Annotated in this window: 17 protein-coding genes; 3 read left to right on the top strand and 14 right to left on the bottom strand. The window is 58.7% G+C overall.

What is annotated here, in order from left to right; genetic code table 11:
* Window positions 1-87 precede the first annotated feature (87 nt).
* The 11 genes from IV01_RS17535 to IV01_RS17580 form a co-directional block, all read right to left on the bottom strand.
* The gene (locus IV01_RS17535; RefSeq protein WP_032627299.1) at window positions 88-1,236 is read right to left on the bottom strand and encodes a MalY/PatB family protein; all 1,149 of its coding nucleotides are present in this window, start codon (window positions 1,234-1,236) and stop codon (window positions 88-90) included.
* A gap of 201 nt (window positions 1,237-1,437) precedes the next feature.
* Window positions 1,438-1,878, bottom strand: a complete 441-nt coding sequence (locus IV01_RS17540; RefSeq protein WP_032627298.1) for a CBS domain-containing protein — start codon at window positions 1,876-1,878, stop codon at window positions 1,438-1,440.
* Window positions 1,879-2,009: 131 nt separating this feature from the next.
* Window positions 2,010-3,086 carry a protein-glutamate methylesterase/protein-glutamine glutaminase gene (locus tag IV01_RS17545; RefSeq protein WP_032627297.1) on the bottom strand — a complete coding sequence of 359 codons (1,077 nt, stop codon included), beginning with the start codon at window positions 3,084-3,086 and terminating at the stop codon, window positions 2,010-2,012.
* Window positions 3,049-3,576 (bottom strand): chemoreceptor glutamine deamidase CheD, encoded by a 528-nt coding sequence (cheD, locus tag IV01_RS17550; protein ID WP_032627296.1) that lies wholly within the window; start codon window positions 3,574-3,576, stop codon window positions 3,049-3,051. The genes IV01_RS17545 and cheD overlap by 38 nt, the downstream gene beginning before the upstream one ends.
* Window positions 3,573-4,379 (bottom strand): CheR family methyltransferase, encoded by an 807-nt coding sequence (locus IV01_RS17555; RefSeq protein WP_418903517.1) that lies wholly within the window; start codon window positions 4,377-4,379, stop codon window positions 3,573-3,575. Before IV01_RS17555 ends, cheD begins: the two co-directional genes overlap by 4 nt.
* A 19-nt stretch (window positions 4,380-4,398) precedes the next feature.
* Window positions 4,399-4,938 (bottom strand): chemotaxis protein CheW, encoded by a 540-nt coding sequence (locus tag IV01_RS17560; RefSeq protein WP_032627295.1) that lies wholly within the window; start codon window positions 4,936-4,938, stop codon window positions 4,399-4,401.
* Window positions 4,939-4,976: 38 nt separating this feature from the next.
* Window positions 4,977-6,635: a methyl-accepting chemotaxis protein gene (locus IV01_RS17565; RefSeq protein ID WP_032627294.1), complete on the bottom strand. Its 1,659-nt coding sequence runs from the start codon at window positions 6,633-6,635 to the stop codon at window positions 4,977-4,979.
* 31 nt (window positions 6,636-6,666) lie between these two features.
* A complete protein-coding gene (locus IV01_RS0124810) occupies window positions 6,667-8,808 on the bottom strand; it encodes a chemotaxis protein CheA (protein WP_032627293.1) in 2,142 nt (713 codons plus the stop codon).
* Window positions 8,809-8,837: 29 nt separating this feature from the next.
* Window positions 8,838-9,128 carry an STAS domain-containing protein gene (locus IV01_RS17570; RefSeq protein ID WP_032627292.1) on the bottom strand — a complete coding sequence of 97 codons (291 nt, stop codon included), beginning with the start codon at window positions 9,126-9,128 and terminating at the stop codon, window positions 8,838-8,840.
* 23 nt (window positions 9,129-9,151) lie between these two features.
* On the bottom strand, window positions 9,152-9,520 hold the full coding sequence (locus IV01_RS17575) for a response regulator (protein ID WP_032627291.1): 369 nt from the start codon (window positions 9,518-9,520) through the stop codon (window positions 9,152-9,154).
* 9 nt (window positions 9,521-9,529) lie between these two features.
* Window positions 9,530-10,441, bottom strand: coding sequence for a methyl-accepting chemotaxis protein (locus IV01_RS17580; protein ID WP_418903518.1), 912 nt, complete (start codon window positions 10,439-10,441; stop codon window positions 9,530-9,532).
* A gap of 654 nt (window positions 10,442-11,095) precedes the next feature.
* On the opposite strand from IV01_RS17580, the gene IV01_RS17585 reads away from it, so the two are divergent.
* Window positions 11,096-12,091 carry an aldo/keto reductase gene (locus IV01_RS17585; RefSeq protein ID WP_032627289.1) on the top strand — a complete coding sequence of 332 codons (996 nt, stop codon included), beginning with the start codon at window positions 11,096-11,098 and terminating at the stop codon, window positions 12,089-12,091.
* A 216-nt stretch (window positions 12,092-12,307) separates the two neighbouring features.
* Here IV01_RS17585 and IV01_RS17590 read toward each other — a convergent pair whose 3' ends face one another.
* The gene (locus tag IV01_RS17590) at window positions 12,308-13,213 is read right to left on the bottom strand and encodes a LysR family transcriptional regulator (RefSeq protein WP_032627288.1); all 906 of its coding nucleotides are present in this window, start codon (window positions 13,211-13,213) and stop codon (window positions 12,308-12,310) included.
* A 103-nt stretch (window positions 13,214-13,316) separates the two neighbouring features.
* On the opposite strand from IV01_RS17590, the gene IV01_RS0124805 reads away from it, so the two are divergent.
* Window positions 13,317-14,558: an aspartate aminotransferase family protein gene (locus IV01_RS0124805; protein ID WP_080290247.1), complete on the top strand. Its 1,242-nt coding sequence runs from the start codon at window positions 13,317-13,319 to the stop codon at window positions 14,556-14,558.
* A 260-nt stretch (window positions 14,559-14,818) separates the two neighbouring features.
* Here the strand turns inward: IV01_RS0124805 and ppnN are convergent, their stop codons facing one another.
* Together ppnN and IV01_RS17600 are read right to left on the bottom strand one after the other, a co-directional pair.
* Window positions 14,819-16,192 (bottom strand): nucleotide 5'-monophosphate nucleosidase PpnN, encoded by a 1,374-nt coding sequence (gene ppnN / locus IV01_RS17595; RefSeq protein ID WP_032627287.1) that lies wholly within the window; start codon window positions 16,190-16,192, stop codon window positions 14,819-14,821.
* A gap of 299 nt (window positions 16,193-16,491) precedes the next feature.
* On the bottom strand, window positions 16,492-18,444 hold the full coding sequence (locus IV01_RS17600; RefSeq protein ID WP_032627286.1) for a DNA topoisomerase III: 1,953 nt from the start codon (window positions 18,442-18,444) through the stop codon (window positions 16,492-16,494).
* Window positions 18,445-18,638: 194 nt separating this feature from the next.
* Here IV01_RS17600 and IV01_RS17605 point away from each other — a divergent pair, with 194 nt between their 5' ends.
* Window positions 18,639-18,962, top strand: coding sequence for a DMT family transporter (locus IV01_RS17605; RefSeq protein ID WP_032627285.1), 324 nt, complete (start codon window positions 18,639-18,641; stop codon window positions 18,960-18,962).
* Window positions 18,963-19,046 lie beyond the last annotated feature (84 nt).

Here is a 19,046-nt window from a genome sequence, read left to right as displayed (position 1 = left end):
ATCGTGTGGATGTACCGGCCTCTTCCCGGCTAAAGCCGGTCCCACGTCGTCGCGCGAATATTGAGATCACTCGCTCCAACAGTCAGATCACCGTTCCCGCAAACTCCGCTCCATCCGCGCAATCCCTTCTTCCAGCAAGGCGCGGGGGCAGCCGAAGTTCAGGCGCACGAATTGCTGACAGTCCGGGCCGAATTCACGGCCAGCGCTGAGGCCAACTTTGGCGCTGTCGAGGAAGAACTGGTACGGGTCTTCCAGCCCCAGTGCCGAGCAATCCAGCCAGGCCAGGTAAGTGCTTTGCGGCAGATGCATGACCACGCCCGGCAGACGGGTACGTACGGCCTCGGCCAGGTAATCGCGGTTGGCCTGCAGATAGGCGTTGACCTCGCGTAGCCAGTCGGCGCATTGGCTGTAGGCGGCGCGGGTCGCTTCCAGGCCCAGCACGTTGACGCTGTCTACCAGGCCCAGGCGTCCGGTGTTGAAACGCTTGCGCAACTGCGGGTCTTGAATCACTGCAAACGCGGTCTTGAGGCCGGCAATGTTGTAAGCCTTGCTGGCCGACATCAAGGTTACCGTGCGGCTGGAGATTTGCGGGCTGAGAGATGCGATGGGGATATGGCGACGGCCGTCGAACAGGATGTCAGCGTGAATCTCGTCGGAGATGATCAGCACATCGTGGTCAACACAAGCCTGGCCGATCATGTGCAGTTCTTCGCCACTGAACACCTTGCCCAGCGGGTTATGCGGATTACTCAGGAGAAACGCCCCTGCACCCGCCAGATGGGTATTCAGTTCGGCCATATCAGTGTGGTATTCACCGTTGCTATCGGCTTTGAACGGCAGTTCGATACTTGGCTGATGCCGATGACTTGGGGCCTGGGCGAGAGGTGCGTAGTTGGGCATTTGCAGCACCACCGGCGCGTTGTCGGCAACCAGCGCATTGAGCGCCATATTGAAGCCTGGCTCGACACCAGGCAGGAATACCAACTCCTCGGGCAATACACGCCATGCATAGCGCTGCCAAAGGTAATCGACCACCGTCTTGCGCAGGTTGTCCTGAGCCACGCCGTAACCCAACAGTGGGTGTTGCAGGCGTGTTTGCAGGGCTTCAATGATGGGTTGAGCCACCGGAAAGTCCATGTCCGCCACCCACATCGGCAGCACATCGGCGGGGTACAGGCTCCACTTCTTGCTGTCGGTGCCGTGGCGTTCGAATACGGTGTCCAGGTGGGTTGTCATTTGGGGCTCTAAACCGAGGGGCGAGGCGACAGGTTAGAGCAGGGTCCAGAGTGGAGCAAGACCTGTGGGAGCGAGGCTTGCCCGCGATAAGGTCAACTCGGTTTGTCGGGAAATCGCGTCCAGCCTTATCGCGGGCAAGCACCGCTCCCACAAGGGACCGCATTCACACGGGCACGCGCGGTATTCGCCATTCCACAGCACTCAATCACCCCGAATGTACTGCTCCAGCTGTTCGATCATGTTGGCCTGTTCGGCGATGGCTTCTTTCACAAGGTCACCAATGGACAGCAGGCCCAGCAGTTGTCCGTCTTCCACCACCGGCAAATGGCGCAGATGGCTGTCGGTCATGATGCCCATGCAGGTTTCGACGCTCTGGGACGAGGTCACGGTGATCACCTTGTTGCTCATGATCGCGCTGACCGGTGTGCCCACGGATGAGCGGCCCATCAGAATCATCTTGCGGGCGTAGTCCCGTTCACTGACCACACCCACCAGCTTGCCGTCGTCTACCACCGGCAAGGCACCGATGTTCTTCTCGGCCATAAGCCTGAGAGCATCGAGCACCATTTGACCGGGAGCGATGGTGTGGACCTGTTGATGGTGCTGCGCTTTGAGCTTGAGCAATTGTGCGACGGTTTTCATTTGTTGTTCTCCCGATACGACCCCAGGCGGCGTTAAGCGGCCTGCTTGTTGTCATTTAAGCCAAGCCAGTAGCATGTTAGAGCGCAATTCCCGGGGCAAGCGGCAAAACGACATCCAGGCAATAGAAAACGCTATCTGTGCAGAATAGCCTGATGCATGTCATGCAGCGGCAAGATGCGCTGGGCGGCATTGAGTTTGATGGCTTCCTTGGGCATGCCGAAGACCACGCACGAGGCCTCGTCCTGGGCAACAGTGGATGCGCCAGCATCGAGCATTTCCTTGAGCCCCCGCGCGCCATCGTCACCCATGCCGGTCATGATGATGCCGGTGGCGTTCTTGCCGGCAAACCGGGCTACGGAGCGGAATAGCACATCTACCGATGGCCGATGGCGATTGACCAGTGGGCCGTCAATGACTTGCACGTGATAAAAGGCGCCACTGCGGGTGACCATCATGTGCTTGCCTCCGGGCGCAATCAGGGCCAGCCCGGGCAGGATGCGATCATTGTTTTTCGCTTCGCGGACTTCGATCTGGCTCAGGCTGTTGAGGCGCTCGGCGAACGAAGCGGTGAATTTCTCCGGCATGTGCTGAACGATGACCATACCCGGGCAAACCCGAGGCAGCGCGGTCAACACCGCTTCCAGCGCCTGGGTGCCACCGGTGGAAGTGCCGATGGCGACGATCCGCTCGGTGGTTTGAGCCATGGCCTGGCCCTGGGCGGCGGGCAGTACGGCGTCAGCGCTCAGCCGTGTGGCTGGGGTCAGCACTGGCGCGGCGGGACGCTTGCCCAGGTTGCGCACGTTGGCATTGGCTGCGGCACGAATCGCACCCACCAACTCTGCAGCCGATTCCAGCAGGAAATTTTTCAGCCCTGTGGTGGGCTTGGTGATCACTTCAACCGCTCCGGCGGACATCGCTTGCAAGCTGGTCTCGGCGCCTTTCTGAGTCAGGGACGAGCAGATAACCACGGGGGTAGGGCGCTCGCTCATGATTTTTTTCAGAAAAGTGATCCCGTCCATGCGCGGCATCTCGACATCCAGCACGATCACGTCCGGCCACTCTTTGGCCAGCTTGTCCATGGCAAAGATGGGGTCGGACGCTGCACCCATGACATGGATGTCCGGCGTGTCATTGAGAATTGCCAACAGAACCTGACGCACCACCGCCGAATCATCGACTAGCAGTACGCTTATTTTTTTCGTCGCCATGTTCTGAGCTTGTCCTAATTGGTTGGTGCCTGACCCAGACATGTCCGTTGCAGAGGTCAAAAATGACGTTGCGATAGCCGGTGCTGCCCATGTCCTGGGCAATCAGGTCCAGATCATGGCTGTCGGCAAGTTCCAGCGCCGCGCGGATATTCATCCGCGCGACATCACTGAAATGCACGTTGCGCCTGTGATTAGGGAACATTTCGCCGCCGCCGAACAGCTTGATTTCATAGTCCTCCGGCGCCGTTCGGTGGGCACGAGCCTGTTCAATGAACATCTCGATGGCCTCGTCCCCGTATTTGCCGTTGAGCGCGCCGCATCTGTGGGTTCGGCTGGGTAACATGAAATGGCACATGGCGCCGATTTTACGCGACGGATGCCAAAAGGTAATACCGACGCAGGAACCGAGGATTGTGCGGATACGTGTGGGGCTGGTCGCGAAGCAGAAGTCGCCGGGAGCCAGAAAGACTTCGTCTATGTGGGTGTTCATGGCTTGCGATAGATCGACGGTGCTACCAGTTTCACCGCATCGCTGACGCCATTGAGGCTCTCGGAATGGCTGACAATGAAATATCCGCCGGCCTTCAGGCGCGGCAGCAGACGGGCAACCACCTTGATCTTGGTGTCTTGATCAAAATAGATCATCACGTTGCGCAGGAAGATCACGTCGAACTCGCCGAGGTCCGGCAGCGCCTCATTGAGATTGACCTGGATGAAATTGACCCGGCTGCGCAAGCTCCTTTCCACCAGAAAGGTGCCAGCCTGATTGCCGATGCCCTTCAGGCAATATTTGTGCAGCAGCGGTTGGGGCAGGTTGGTGGCGCGTTCCATGGGGTAGTGCCCGGCGCGAGCCTTGGCCAGCACTTGGCTGCTGATATCCGAACCGATGATTTCCCACGGCGTGGTGCCCAGGCTTTCCGCGAGGGTCATTGCCAGGCTGTAGGGTTCCTCCCCGGACGAACTGGCGGCACTCCAGACCCGGAAGGTCTTGCCCGGCGTTGCTTTGGGCAGTACCTGTTGGCGCAGGAAGTCAAAATGCCTGGGCTCGCGGAAAAAATAGGTTTCGTTGGTGGTGAGCAAGTCTAGAGCGACCTGCAGTTCGCCATTGCGCTGGCCGCTCATGATCAGCTTGAAGTACTCGCCATAACTATCAAGCTCGTAGTGCTTGAGGCGTTTGAACAGGCGGCCGGCCACCAGTGCCTTCTTGGCAGGTGACAGGTTGATACCCGCGGCCCCGTAAAGCCAGGACTGAAACTGACCGAACTCCCGATCGTTTAGCGCTGTTCCATTCACGATTTCGGTCCGTCCCTGCTCAGCGTGGTTCGGCTTCAACAGCCGCGATCTGATCGACTTCGGCCAACCGCGACATTTCGTCGATGGACAGCACCTGATCGACCTCAAGGACGATGACGAACTTGCCATCGACCTTGGCCATGCCGCTGATGAAGTCGGCACGGATCTTGGCTCCGAAGCTGGGGGGCGGTTCGATTTGCGAGGCGGGGATGTCCATCACCGCCGACACGGTATCCACCAGCAGACCAATATCCTGAGCCTGGCCATCGGTCGCATTGGCTTCAATGATCACCACGCAACTGCGGCGGGTAATCCCGGAGTTGGGACGACCGAAGCGCGCTGACAAGTCCACCACTGGCACCACGGCACCGCGCAGGTTAATGACCCCGCGCACGAACGCCGGCATCATCGGCACCACGGTCAGGTTGCCGTACTCGATGATTTCCTTGATGCCCAGAATTCCAATGGCGAACATCTCGGCGCCGAGCATGAAGGTCAGGTATTGCTCTTGTTCCTCAACGACCGTGGCGATCTGTCGTGTACTGCTGATTGCGCCCATGTCTTTCTCCTTCAAGGCAAGCCGGTGGGGGAATCCACTCAGAATCGAGTGAACTCGGATTCATCCGGGGCGCTGGCCATGTTGTACGCAAAAGCTTTCTGCGGCGCTGGCACAGCCGGGCGCGACGGCTTGCGGTTTGCGGAACCGGGCGGATTGCTGGAACGAGCGGGCTGGGTGGCCGGTTTTACCGGGCCGTCCAGGGTGAAGAAGCTCATGGCCTGTTGAAGCTGTTCGGCCTGGCTGCTCATTTCTTCGGCAGTGGCTGCCAGTTCTTCGCTGCTCGACGCATTTTGCTGGGTGACCGAGTTGAGCTGGGTCATCGCCGTGTTGATCTGCGCGACGCCTGCGGCCTGTTCTTCGGAAGCTGCGCTGATTTCCTGGACGAGGTCCGAGGTCTTGTTGATAGATGGCACCATTTCGTTCAGAAGGTTGCCGGCTTTCTCGGCCATCTCGACGCTGCTGGAAGACAGCTCGCCAATTTCCTGCGCCGCCACCTGGCTGCGTTCGGCCAGCTTGCGCACTTCGGCGGCAACCACCGCAAAACCTTTGCCGTGCTCCCCGGCCCGGGCCGCTTCGATGGCCGCGTTGAGCGCCAGCAGGTTGGTCTGGTAGGCAATGTCGTCGATGATGCTGATCCGCTGGGCGATCTTCTTCATGGCCACGACGGTTTGTTGCACTGATTCTCCGCCGTCAGTGGCTTCCTTGGCGGCCTTGCTCGCCATGCCGTCGGTAACCTTGGCGTTCTCGGTGTTCTGGTTGATGCTGGCGCTCATCTGTTCGATAGAGGCGCTGGTTTCTTCGACGCTGGCGGCTTGCTCGCTGGTCGCCTGGCTCATGGATTGGGCCGTGGCGCTGACTTCTTCGGAAGCGCTGGCCAGGTTGTCGGCGGCGTTACGCACCTCACCAATGATGTGCGAAAGTTTGCCGACCATGTTCTGCATGGCGTTGATCACCATGCCGGTTTCGTCCTTCGAGCCCGGCTCGATGTGGACGTTGAGGTTGCCTTCGGCCAGTTGTTCGGCGGCCGCGGCGGCTTGTTGGAGCGGTCGGGAAATGATCCGCGAGATGAACAGCGCCAGGCCCAGGCCAATCACCAATGCGGCGATCAGTACGCTGATGATGGAGATTCGTGCGTTGTCGTAGAGCATATCGCCACGCACGCTAGCAGCTTCGGCCCCGACATCATTGAGCTCTACGAGCTTTTGCAGGTCGCCGGTGACCAGATCGAACTGACGCTTGGATTCACCAGCCAGCATGGTCCGGGCTTCTTCTTCGCGGTTTTGGCTAGACAGCGCCTGCAGGTCTTTGCTGACCGCCAAGTAGCTTGCCCAGTCATTTTTCGTCACTGCAAAGAGCCGGCGATCTTCATCGTTGGTCAGCAGTTTTTCGTAGGTGTCCAGACGGGTTTCAAACTGCTTCCGCTCGGCAAGGGCTTCTTGAGCGATGGCGTTTTTGTCTTCAATCAGCGCGGCCGCCACATGACGGTTTTCCTTGATGCGGTAGTTGGCGGCGTAGAAACGCATGCCCGATGCTGCACGCATGGACGGCATCCAGTTGTCGCGAATTTCGCCGGCGGTGTCATTTACGGCACCCAGCTGAATGATGGAAAACACACCCATGACTGCGGTAAGGGCGAGCACCGTCAGAAATGACGCGATCAACTTTGTGGCGATCTTCAGATCGTAAAACCATTTCATCGGGTGTTACCTCCATGGAAAAACAGATGCATCAACGGGCAGTTGCAGGCAGTTGGGTTGCTTGGGCGGTGTAGCGTGTTTCGAGTTGTACGATCTGACTGAGCAGTGCCGGGATGTCGAGAATCAGCGCCACAGCGCCACTGCCCAGAATGGTTGAGCCACTGATGCCGCGCAGTGCGCCGAACAGCTTGCCCAAGGGTTTGATCACGGTCTGGAATTCCCCGAGCAGGTCATCCACCACCAGCCCGGCCTTGTGTTCGGCATAACGCACGACCACCACGTTCTGGCGTCGGGCAGCCGGACCTTCGTGCTGGAAATGGTCACGCAGGTACACCAGCGGCAGCACTTCGCCCCTGAGGTCCAAATAACCTTGCTCGCGGCTGACCTGCCGATCGTCTTCGCTGAGTTCGATGCACTCTTGAACCATATCCAGCGGAATGACGTAGGTGGACTGACCGATACCCACAAGGAATCCATTGATGATGGCCAGGGTCAGGGGCAGGCGGATGCGGATAACAGTGCCCTGGCCGGGCTTGCTGTCCAGGTCGACTGTGCCCCGTAGCAGGGTGATATTGCGTTTGACAACGTCCATGCCAACGCCACGCCCGGACAGGTTGGTGACAGCCTGGGCGGTGGAGAAACCGGCTTCGAAAATCAGGTTGTAGACTTCCTGATCCGTGAGGCTTGCGCCGGGTGCGATCAGGCCGCGTTCCTGGGCTTTCTCCAGAATCCGGTCACGATTGAGTCCGGCGCCGTCGTCGGCGATTTCCAGCACGATGCTGCCCGAGTCATGGTAGGCGTTGAGGTGCAGGTGACCTTTGGCAGGTTTACCGGCAGCGAGTCGCTCGGCAGCGCTTTCAATGCCGTGATCCATGGCGTTGCGCAGCAGGTGCATGAGCGGATCGCCAATTTTTTCCACCACCGTCTTGTCCAGCTCGGTTTCGGCTCCGCTGATGACCAGCTCGATGTCTTTGCCCAATTCCTGGCTGACGTCGCGGACCACCCGACGGAACCGGTTGAAGGTATCGCCGATGGGGATCATCCGCAGACGCAAGGCGCCATCAAGGATTTCCTCGACCAATCCGGAAACGGTGGAAGTCGATTCCTGCAGGGGATCGTTATCGCAGGTACGGGCGAGCAGGGTAGCGCCGGCACTGGCAATGACCAGCTCGCCCACCAGGTTGATTAACTCGTCGAGCTTGTCGGCGTTGACCCGCACGTAGCGGCCGTCTTTGGCTTTGTTCTCAGCCGGCTTGTCGCTCGAAAGCTGCTTGTCGTTGGAAAGTGGAGCCGGCACCCGTGGTTCCGAGCGCTGGTCTTCCAGCAGTTCGCCCATGGGCACCATGGCCGTGCCTTGCCCTTGCCCGATGTTGTCCGGCATTTGCGAAACAAGTGCTGTGCCGGGGTTTTGCGGCAAATCAGAATCTTGGTTTGTGTCGGCCTGAATAATTTCGATCTGGCAGTCCTCGCGCACAAAATCGAAGACTTCATTGATCGCTGCGTGACTCGCACTGGAATGGAAGTCGATTTCGAAACCCAGGTAGCAAGACTCGGCATCCCATGCTTCGAGGTGCGGCAGGTTGTCGGTCAGGGTCTGCACTGTGACGATCTCGCCCAAGGTGTTCAGGAAGCGCAAGAACGACAAAGGGTCCATGCCATTACGGAACACGTCTTTGGCAAAAAGTAGGGAGATATGCCAAAGCACCGCCTGGGTCTCTGCACTTGCAACGTCGGTGTCAGGAAGTACTTCCGGCGCTACGCTGTCTGAGTGCGAGGGCGCCTGATAAGCCTGCAAGGACTTGCGCAGCTCGGCTTCCCGCGCCAACGCTGGCGCTTGCAGTTGTGCACCCTGACTGGCGACCACATCAATCAGTTCGAGCATGTGATCGCCGGACTTGAGCAGCACTGCGATCAGGCCAGCGTCCACGCTAACGCTGCCATCGCGCAGACGGTCTAAAACGTCTTCGACGATGTGGGTGAAACTGACGATCGGATCGAGCCCAAACAGGCCAGCCGAGCCTTTGATGGTGTGCGCGGCACGGAAGATCGCGCCAATGGCGTCATCGTCGCCAGGCTCGCTTTCCAACTGCAGCAACGACTCTTCCATCGCCTGCAACAGCTCGCGCGCCTCGACAATAAATGTCTGTAATGCCTGATCGAGATTGATGCTCACGCTCACGTCCTTTGTGACTGTTTAAGGTGTCAGAGCGCTAAGCCCAGACCGCTCAATTGCAGGGTTTCCAGTACGGCCTTGCTATGCCCGGTCAAGGTGAGCGCCGTTCCGGCCCTGGAGGCTTCGCGAGTGACCATGATCAGCAGTTGCAGACCGGCTCCGTCCATCTCGGTGATTTGCGACAGATCGATCTGCATCTGCGGCGTTGCGCCCAGTCTGGGTAACAACTCGGCAGACAGTTCCGAGGCGGTGTAAATGGTCAGCTCGCCGTCGATGTTCACGTGCGCTGTATCGTTGAGAATTTCGTAGAGCAGCGGCATCGCAACCTCCGGGTGTGCGGCAATCAGGGCAGAATCAGTTTGGACACGGCCGCGAGCATCTGCGCAGGCTGGAATGGCTTGACTACCCAGGCTTTTGCACCTGCGGCCTGGCCTTCCATTTTTTTCGATTCCTGAGATTCAGTAGTGAGCATGATGATCGGCGTGAACTTGTAGTTAGGCAGCTTCTTGACTTCCTTGACGAAGGTGATGCCGTCCATGTTCGGCATGTTCACGTCACTGATGATCAGGTGGACTTTCTGGCCGTTGAGTTTGCCCAGGGCATCCTTGCCGTCGCAGGCTTCGATGACGTCATAACCGGCGCTTTTGAGGGCAATACCAACTACTTGCCGGACGCTGCTGGAGTCGTCGACAACCAATACACTTTTAGCCATGAGGGGCTCCTAGAAGAAGGTGATTTCCTGAGAATTCTGTTGTGCGCGGGCGCTGCCATGGTGGCTGTGGCGCTGCTCATCCGTGGCGTAGGTCGCTTCCATTTTTGCCAGCCAGCTTCGCGCATCGATGGTCACGGTCTGGTCGGGCATCTGCGTGGCTTGCTGAAGGTGGGCGTGCAAGTCGTCGATGTTGTCGCGCACGTGAGTCAGGATCTGGCTGACCCGATCCTGAAATTGCAGGCTGACCAGTACTTCCGTCATCTCGTCACGTATGCCGAAACTTTCCTGCTGAAGCATCTCGGCAGATTCAGCCAGACGCCCGGTCACATTTTTGAAGCTTTCCAGGACCCGTTCAATGCTGCTTTCAGACGCTGCCACTGAATCCTGATCCTGATCCGCGCCGCTGGAAGCCGCCTGTACCAGTTGGCTGATGGCGCTGTTGATGATGTCGACCTTGGCGGACATCTGCTGGCCGGTTTCGCTGGATTTGCTGGACAGGCTGCGCACTGCATCGGCCACGACTGCAAACCCCCGACCGGCTTCACCAGCACGGGCGGCTTCGATGGCAGCGTTGAGGGCAAGCAGGTTGGTCTGTGCGGCAATGGCGGCGACATCGGCCGCCATGGAGCGCAGCTCTCCGGTGTAGGCGGTGAGGTTGCGAACCTGGGCCAGGGTTTCATCGCGACTGGTCTGGGTAGCCTTGAGGGAATTTATGACTTGCACCAGATCATGGTCGCTCTGGGCCAGCACCTGCAACGCGCCCCCGGTACTTTGGCCTGCCAGATCACCGGCCGCTTGCTGGGATGCATGCACAGTCTCTTGCAGCCGTGAGGAGATGCCGGTGAATCGGCCGGTGAGGGAAACAATGGCGGTTTCGGTCTGCTGCCGCGAGCTTTCCACCTGCTTGGCCCAGATTGGCATAGCGCCCATCAGAACTTCATTGATCTGCGCATGGGATTGCAGGGAGGTGTTATCAGCGGTTTCCAATTGATGCAGCGCGGCGGCCTGGGAGATGGCCCGTAACTTGCGATTCTGCGCGGCGGCGGCGAACAATCCGGTGGCGACACCGACGGCTAATACAGCGGCACTCAGGCCGATATTCAGTTGCGTAGGCGCCGATAGAACAAGCGCCGCGCATCCGGCCACGGCAGGGGCCAAGGGAAACCAGAGGAAGATTGCCTGGCGGCTTTGGGCAGAAGAGCTACCGTGTTGACTTGGCGTCATGGTTCGGTCCTTGAACAGCTGAAAAGGCTTTTGCGAATACCCAGTTATCTGCCTGGCCGGGTGAGACTTTAGTCACAAATATGACACCAGGCTTTTGTCACCAGGTTGCCGTATTGTTTTTTGTCGTGGCGACAATTTACCGGCGCATGATTTTATTGCTCTAAGTGACTGATTATTAATGATATGTCTATATTTTGCGCTCGATGACGGGCAAGGCTAGGCGCCATTTACACATCCAAAATTGCGGAATTATTTTTTACTGGCGGTGTCGCCATCCAAGGCGTCGCCTAATGTATTCCCGGGGTCTTCAACCGTGGGTAGTACGAACCCTTCCGCATAAGGAGAAGCACCATGCAATATCGGCAATTTGGCAATACCGGACTCAGCGTTTCCCGGCTGTGTCTGGGCACCATGACGTTTGGCCTGCAAACCGAAGAGCAGGTATCGCATCGAATCATCGATCGGGCCGCCGATGCGGGCGTTAACTTCATCGATACGGCTGACGTTTATCCCTTGGGCGCGAAGCTCGATACGGTTGGGCGTACCGAGGAAATCGTCGGCGGCTGGCTCAAGGGCAAGCGCGACCAATTCATTCTGGCCACCAAGGCCAGCGGCGTGATGGGCCCGGCAGCGTGGAATCAAGGTAATTCGCGCAAGCATTTGCTGGATGCGATCGAGGCGTCTCTCAAGCGTCTGAACACTGATTACGTCGACCTGTATCAGCTGCACCTGGACGATCCGCTGACCCCGCTCGACGAGACACTTGAAGCGCTGGACATCATCGTCAAGCACGGCAAGGCACGGTACATCGGCGTTTCCAATTTTCTCGCTTATCGCATGGCACGGATGCTTGGCCGTGCGGACACGTTGAGGCTGGCGCGGTTCGTCTCAATCCAGCCTCGCTATAACCTGTTGTTCCGACAGATTGAACGGGAGCTGCTACCGCTGGCGAAAGAAGAAGGGTTGGCTGTGATGCCCTATAACCCGCTGGCGGGTGGTTTGCTCACGGGCAAGCACGCCCTGGAACAAACTCCCAGCGAGGGGCGCTTTACGGCAACCGTGGGTGAGGCGGGGGAGATGTACCAGAAGCGCTATTGGCACGAGCGCGAGTTTCACAGCATTGCGCAGCTCAAGACGCTGATCGGCGAAGCTGGCCTGTCCATGACCACGACCTCGGTGGCCTGGGTCCTGGCCAACCCGGTGATAACCTCAGCGATCATTGGTGCCAGCCGTCCAGAGCAACTGGATGACACCCTTGCCGCGGCGGACGTGGTGCTGGATGAGTCGCTCAAAAAACGGCTGGACGATGTCACCCATGAGTACCGGTGGGGTGATGCGGCGCGCTAGGGAATGTCTGGGCGGTATGAACTTGCAGCGCCGCATTTCTCCCGGCGAAAAATAATCCTTGTAGGAGCGCGCTTGCCCGCGATTGCGATAAACCAGATGGTATTCATTTCACTGGACCTCCGTTATCGCGGGCAAGCGCGCTCCTACAGCGTCCGTTGTTTACTGCACGAGTAGGGATTTCCTACAAAATATGATTCATATCTCGTTGGCGATATTTTACGGCCTGCCCCAAAGCTCCATCACAAAGTCTACAAAGCTGCGCAACTTCGGCGATCGGTAACGATCCTGCGCGTACAGCAAGCTCATGGGGCGGCTGGGCAGTGTGTAGTCAGGCAGCAGCGCAATTAGCCTGCCATCGGCAAGGTCTTCGCGCACCAGCGCGTCGGGCATCATCACGATGCCTGCGCCAGCTCGGGCAGCTTTGTGCAGGCCTGCCGAGGTGTTCATGGTGATCGGGCCGTTGACCGGAACCAGCACCTCATCGTTACAGCCGGTCAGGCGCCAGTGTTTCTCCACTGCACTCCAGTCATCGCCTGCCGGATAGGCAAATGCCAGGCAGTCATGGTTTTGCAGATCCATCGGTTCAACGGGCGTTCCTCTGCGTTTCAGATAGTCCGGTGCGGCGCAAAGGGTGAGGGTGTAATCCACCAGCGGCCGGGCGATGAGGCTTGAGGTGGGCAAGACGCCGAGACGAATGGCGGCATCGAAGCCCTGACCGATCAGGTCCATCCGCTCATTGCTCCACACGATGTCCAGCTTGATCTTCGGATAGCGACGAATGAATTCACTCAGCGCGGGGGCCAGACTCTCCGAGCCAAACGTGAACGGCGCGGTGATTCGCAAAGTGCCTTGGGGCGTGTCCTGGGACTGCGCTGCCAACTGTTCAGAGTCCGCCACAAGCGCCAGAACATCTACACAACGCTGATAGTACGTCGCCCCGAACTCTGTCAGGCCCTGGCGACGCGTGGTGCGTTTGAGCAGGCTGACCCCTAATCGCTGCTCCAGTCCGCGCAAGTGGTTACCGACCATAGTGGTCGATAGACCGCACTCCAGCGCTGCGGCCGTCATGCTGCCGGTTTCTACCACTTTTACAAATACCGACATTGCCTGAAGTAAGTCCATTATCAAGCCTGGCTTTAAAATGAATGAAGGAATTGGCCGTTTATCCAGCCCGGGTTGCTAACGATACTGGAAAAAACAACGCCTGATGATGGAGTTTCAGCCCATGACCGCCAATTGCCTGATGGACACTTACAAACCGCTACCACTATGTTTTAGCCATGGGCTGGGGACGCGACTGTGGGACAGTGCCGGGCGCGAGTACCTGGATGCGGTAGCCGGCGTTGCCGTCACTAACGTCGGGCACTCCCACCCCAAAGTGGTGGCGGTGATCAGGGATCAGGCCGGGCTGCTCATGCATACCTCGAATTTGTACACCATCGAATGGCAGGCGCGGCTGGCGACCAGGTTGACCGTGCTATCGGGGTTGGAACGGGTGTTTTTCAATAATTCGGGCGCCGAAGCCAACGAAACCGCCCTAAAAATCGCCCGGCTCTACGCCTGGCACAGGGGTATCGAAAAGCCGCTGGTGGTGGTCATGGAAAACGCATTCCATGGACGCACCCTGGGGACGTTATCGGCGAGCGACGGCCCGGCGGTACGACTTGGGTTCAACTCGCTTCCGGGTGATTTCCTGAAGGTGCCGTTTGGCGACCTGCCTGCGCTGGACAAGGCGTGCCAGACCTACGGCCATCGCATCACGGCGGTGCTGATGGAGCCGATTCAGGGTGAAAGTGGTGTACAGCTGGCACCACCTGGTTATCTGAAGGCGGTACGCGAGCGTTGCAGCCGGCGGGGCTGGTTGTTGATGCTCGATGAGATCCAGACCGGCATGGGCCGTACTGGACAATGGTTCGCTTTCCAGCACGAAGGCGTCGTTCCGGATGTCATGACGCTCGCCAAAGGCCTGGGCAACGGTGTACCCATCGGAGCTTGCCTGGCCCGTGGCAAGGCCGCCGAATTGTTCACGCCGGGGAGCCACGGCAGTACTTTTGGAGGTAATCCGCTGGCCTGTCGGGTGGGTTGCACTGTCGTCGACATCATTGAAGAACAGAATTTGCTGCAGAACGCACGGCAACAGGGTGAACGCCTATTGGCCGGGCTGCGGGCCAGGCTCAGCGAGCATCCGGACGTGCTGGCGATCCGTGGCAAAGGCTTGATGATCGGCATCGAACTGACCCGTCCGTTGCCTGATCTGGCGCTTTGCGCGGCACAGGATCACGGGATATTGATCAACGTCACTCGTGGCAAGACGATTCGCCTCTTGCCGCCGCTGACCATCGATGAAACGGATGTGGACGCGATTGTCATGGGGGTTTGCCGGACGCTGGCGTCGTGTACGGGAATTGGGTGGGTTGATTCGTCGACCGGGCTGATACCCGATGAAGCCAGAGCTGTACCGGTCTGACTTTGCCCGGGAACCGGTTGATTTCCTGTGGGAGGCTCTATGTTGGTCCGGCAAGATGGGCCGTGATGGACCGGCGCCATAGCGATCAAGCTCACTCCTGCAGACGACCAGATCCCTGTGGGAACCGAGCTTGCTCGCGATAAAGGCGACGCGGTTTAACAGAAATACCCCGTCATCGTTCTTCGCGAGCAAGCTCGCTCCCACAGGTTCTGTTTTCTGGCGACTGCGCAGTGTCAGCGACACCGCGCACCATCCGTTGGCTATTTGACCACTCGATAACAGGGCTCATAAGCCGCGCCACCGGGCAGTTTCATGCGGTGCTGTTCAACGAAGGCATGCAGCAGTCGGTCCAACGGCTGCATGATTTCGCTGTCACCGTGGATTTCGTAAGGACCGTGTTCCTCGATCAGGCGGATGCCTTTGTCTTTCACGTTACCCGCTACGATGCCTGAAAACGCACGGCGCAGATTGGCTGCCAACTGGTGAGGCGGCAACGAACGGCTTAACTGCAAGCCAGACATGTTCTCGTGGGTGGGATCGAACGGGCGCTGGAAGCCCTCGTCGATTTTAAGCAGCCAGTTGAAATGAAAGGCGTCGTTGCGCTCGCGGCGGAACTGTTTGACGGTCTTGAGCCCGGCGGTCATTTCCCGAGCCACTTCTGTCGGATCATCGATGATGATCTTGTAGTGCTTGTGGGCGGCTTCGCCCAAGGTCGCGCCGACAAAGGCGTGCAGCTGCTGCAGATATGGCGCGGCGCTCTTAGGCCCGGTGAGAATGACCGGGAAGGGCAGGTCGTGGTTGTCCGGATGCATGAGGATGCCCAGCAGGTACAGGAACTCCTCCGCCGTGCCTGCACCGCCGGGGAAAATAATGATGCCATGGCCGACCCGCACGAACGCCTCAAGGCGTTTTTCAATGTCGGGAAGAATCACCAACTCATTGACGATGGGGTTAGGCGCTTCGGCGGCAATGATCCCGGGCTCGGTCAACCCCAGATAGCGCCCGGCATTGATCCGCTGTTTGGCGTGGGCGATGGTTGCGCCTTTCATCGGTCCTTTCATGACGCCAGGGCCACAACCGGTGCAGATGTCCAGGCTGCGCAAGCCCAGCTCATGGCCGACTCTCTTGGTGTATTTGTATTCTTCGGTGTTGATCGAGTGGCCACCCCAGCACACCACCATCTTCGGCTCCAGGCCCGGGCGCAGAGTGCGCGCATTGCGCAACAGGTGAAAAACGTAGTCGGTAATGCCCTGAGAACTCTCCAGATCAATGCGCTGACTGTCCAGTTCGCTCTCGGTGTAGACGATATCGCGCAAAGCGCTGAACAGCATCTCACGAGTACTGGCGATCATTTCGCCATCAACGAACGCGTCGGCGGGCGCGTTGAGCAGCTCAAGACGAACGCCGCGATCCTGCTGATGAATGCGCACCTCGAAGCTTTTGTACGCCTCGAGAATGGTTTTGGCGTTGTCCACATGGGCGCCGGTGTTGAGAATCGCCAGGGCACACTGGCGGAACAGGGTGTAAATGCTGCCTGAACCGGCTGCGCTGAGCTGTTGTACTTCGCGTTGGGAAAGTGTTTCGAGGCTACCCTTCGGGCTGACCGAAGCATTGATGACTTGGCGTTGAGACATTCTGAATTCCTTGAAAAATGCGCGCAGGCCAAACGGGCACTGACGCATTTGATATTGAAACCCTGAGCAACCGTGGATAAAGCCACAGCGGTCGCGCAGGGCAAGCGTCGCGGCAACATCATCGGGGGGCGTTAGCCAGCACCGCGATGAAGAACTCACCGACAAAAGCCTTCGACTCGATATCCTCCATGTCGGGTTTTGACAAACGGTTGAATGGACCGAGCGGGCCATTCAACCGGTGATTCAATTCAGCGTCAACTGCGCGCTATTGGCTGGTTACAGCTGCATCCTACTCCCGATCAAAGTTTGCTTGCAGCCTTCGTTGTACGCCGGGTCTTGCCAGGGGAGCCAGCGGTTTTTTGTTTGCCCGTCTTGCGTTGCTTTTTCCAGGGGGCGCTAGCGGCCGGGCTGGCCGGACCGGTTATGGTCAGGCGCAAACCCGCGCAGCGGCTGAGCTGTCTGCTCATCCATCCGGCCTGCTTGGCGACGAATTCCTCGAGACTCATCTCACCGCTTTGCACCATGTCCAATGCCTGCTCCCAGATGGCCGTGGTGCCAGGATCGGCAATGGCTCGGGGCACCGCGTCGATCAGGCTGAAGGCCGCCGCTGTCGCCGCCAGAGCCTTGCCGTTCTTGGTCAGGTAACCGCGATCCAGCAAACCCTGGATGATGCCAGCGCGGGTTGCTTCAGTGCCGATACCGGTGGTGTCCTTGAGTTTCTGTTTAAGCAGCGGGTCCTGTACCAGTTTCGCGACGTTCTTCATCGCCTTGATCAGGTCCCCTTCGGTGTAAGGTTTTGGCGGCTGGGTCCACAGGTCTTTGAGGGTCACATTGTCCACCTTGCACTCGCAGCCTTGCTCCAGCATGGGCAAGGGCTGCGGGGCAGGGGCTTCGCGGCCTTTTGCAGGTGCCAGCGCTTCGGGCAACGCGCGCTTCCAGCCTGGCTCGACGATTTGTTTGCCCACTGCCCGGAGATTTTCCCCGGAGCAGTCGAAGTCGGCCTGAGTGCGATCAAATTCATGATTGGGCAGAAACTGGGCCAGATACCGCGCCCGGATCAGGGTGTAGACCGCCCGTGGCTTACCCGTCAACTGATCGACGGACTTGCCTGCGCCGGTGGGGATGATGCCGTGGTGAGCGCTGACTTTGGCGTCGTTCCAGGCTCGGGAGCGTCGCGTCGGGTCCAGGTGCCTGAGCAGTTCACTCAATGCCGGATCGGCTCGCCCCAGGCTGGCGATGATCGAAGCGGCGTCACCGTGCTGGCTGATCGGCAGGTAACCGCAGTCACTGCGCGGGTAGGTGATGACCTTATGTGTTTCATACAGCGCCTGGGCGATATCAAGGGTTTCCTGTGCGCCGAGGCCGAGCTTTTTCGAGCAGATTTCCTGCAAGGTGCCCAGGTCAAAAGGCAGCGGCGCAACTTCACGAACACGCTCGGTGCGCAGTTTGATCAGTCGTGCGCTACCTGCGTTGCTGATCGCTTGCGCGGCCCGTTGTGCGGTCGGCTGATTCAGGCAGCGATCGTGTTCGTCACAGTCATCTGGATTTGCTCGCCATTGAGCAATGAACGGCTGCCCCTCGTGCAGCAGTTGCACGTCAATGGCCCAGAACGCCACCGGGACAAAGTCGGCAATGCTGCGGTCGCGGTCCACCACTAGGCGCAGGGTGGGGGTCTGCACGCGACCCACCGGCAGCACCCCCTGGTAGCCCGACTGCCGACCAAGCAGGGTAAACAGGCGGCTCATGTTCATGCCGATCAGCCAGTCAGCACGGGATCTGCCCAGTGCGGAGTGATACAGGCTGAACGTTTCAGCCCCCGGTTTCAGGGCGCTCAATGCCTTGCGAATCGAGGCTTCGTCCAAAGCTGATAGCCAAAGGCGCTGAATAGGTCCGCGATAACGACAGTGATCCACCAGCTCCCGGGCAATCATCTCGCCTTCACGGTCGGCGTCCGTGGCGATCACCAGCTCAGACGCTTCACCCAGCAGGCGCTTGACCGCCTTGAACTGGCTGGCCGTGCGTGGTTTGACCAGCATCTTCCACTTTTGCGGGATGATCGGCAGGTCTTCAAGCACCCAGCGCTTGTAGCGGGCATCGTAGGTGTCCGGTGGAGCGGTTTCCAGCAAATGCCCGATGCACCAGGTCACGGTGACATTGGGCCCGAGCCAGCAGCCATCGCCACGCCGGTTTGCGCCGAGGACCGCAGCGATGTCTTTAGCCTGGGAGGGTTTTTCACACAGAAACAGCCGCATGGTTACCGTCGGGTTTGATTTCGATGGGGCACAGCATGCGGGGCCTGGCAGCTTTCAGCAAGTTTTATATGGATGGATATACAGTCTTTTTCTGTGGGAAATTGCCGCGTAGGTTGCGAGCGTCCTTGCATCCACCGCTCTAGCGCCGCTATTTTGTAAAGCACATTGGTTCCACCTGACGTTAAGGATGATTGATGGGCTGGATGTTTCTGTTGTTCGCGGGAGCCTGTGAAATCATTTATGCGGCCGTCATGCCCCGTACCGATGGCTTTACCCGCTTGTTGCCCAGCCTGTTCTGCGGACTTTTTATCTGCTTGAGCATGTATCTGCTTTCCCTGGCCACTCGCACGATTCCAATGGGTACGGCTTATGCTGTCTGGGTTGGCATTGGGGCAGTGGGTACGGCGACCTATGGGATGCTGGTTCTAGGTGAAGACCGCAGCCTGTTACGAATCATGTGTTTCTTGTTGATTCTGGCTGGCATTGTGGGGTTGAAGCTGGTGTCGACCGCGCGTTAACGAGCCCCCAGGTATTGAGCTATACCAGTTAGAACAAAACACGAAACACGGCGTCGAAAACTCGAACACGTTTGAAGGAGCCCT

The sequence above is a fragment of the Pseudomonas syringae genome (genome assembly GCF_000737245.1).
Lineage (GTDB): Bacteria > Pseudomonadota > Gammaproteobacteria > Pseudomonadales > Pseudomonadaceae > Aquipseudomonas > Aquipseudomonas syringae_J.
The sequence above is the reverse complement of the archived record's forward strand: the minus strand, read 5'-3'. Positions and strand labels throughout refer to the sequence as shown.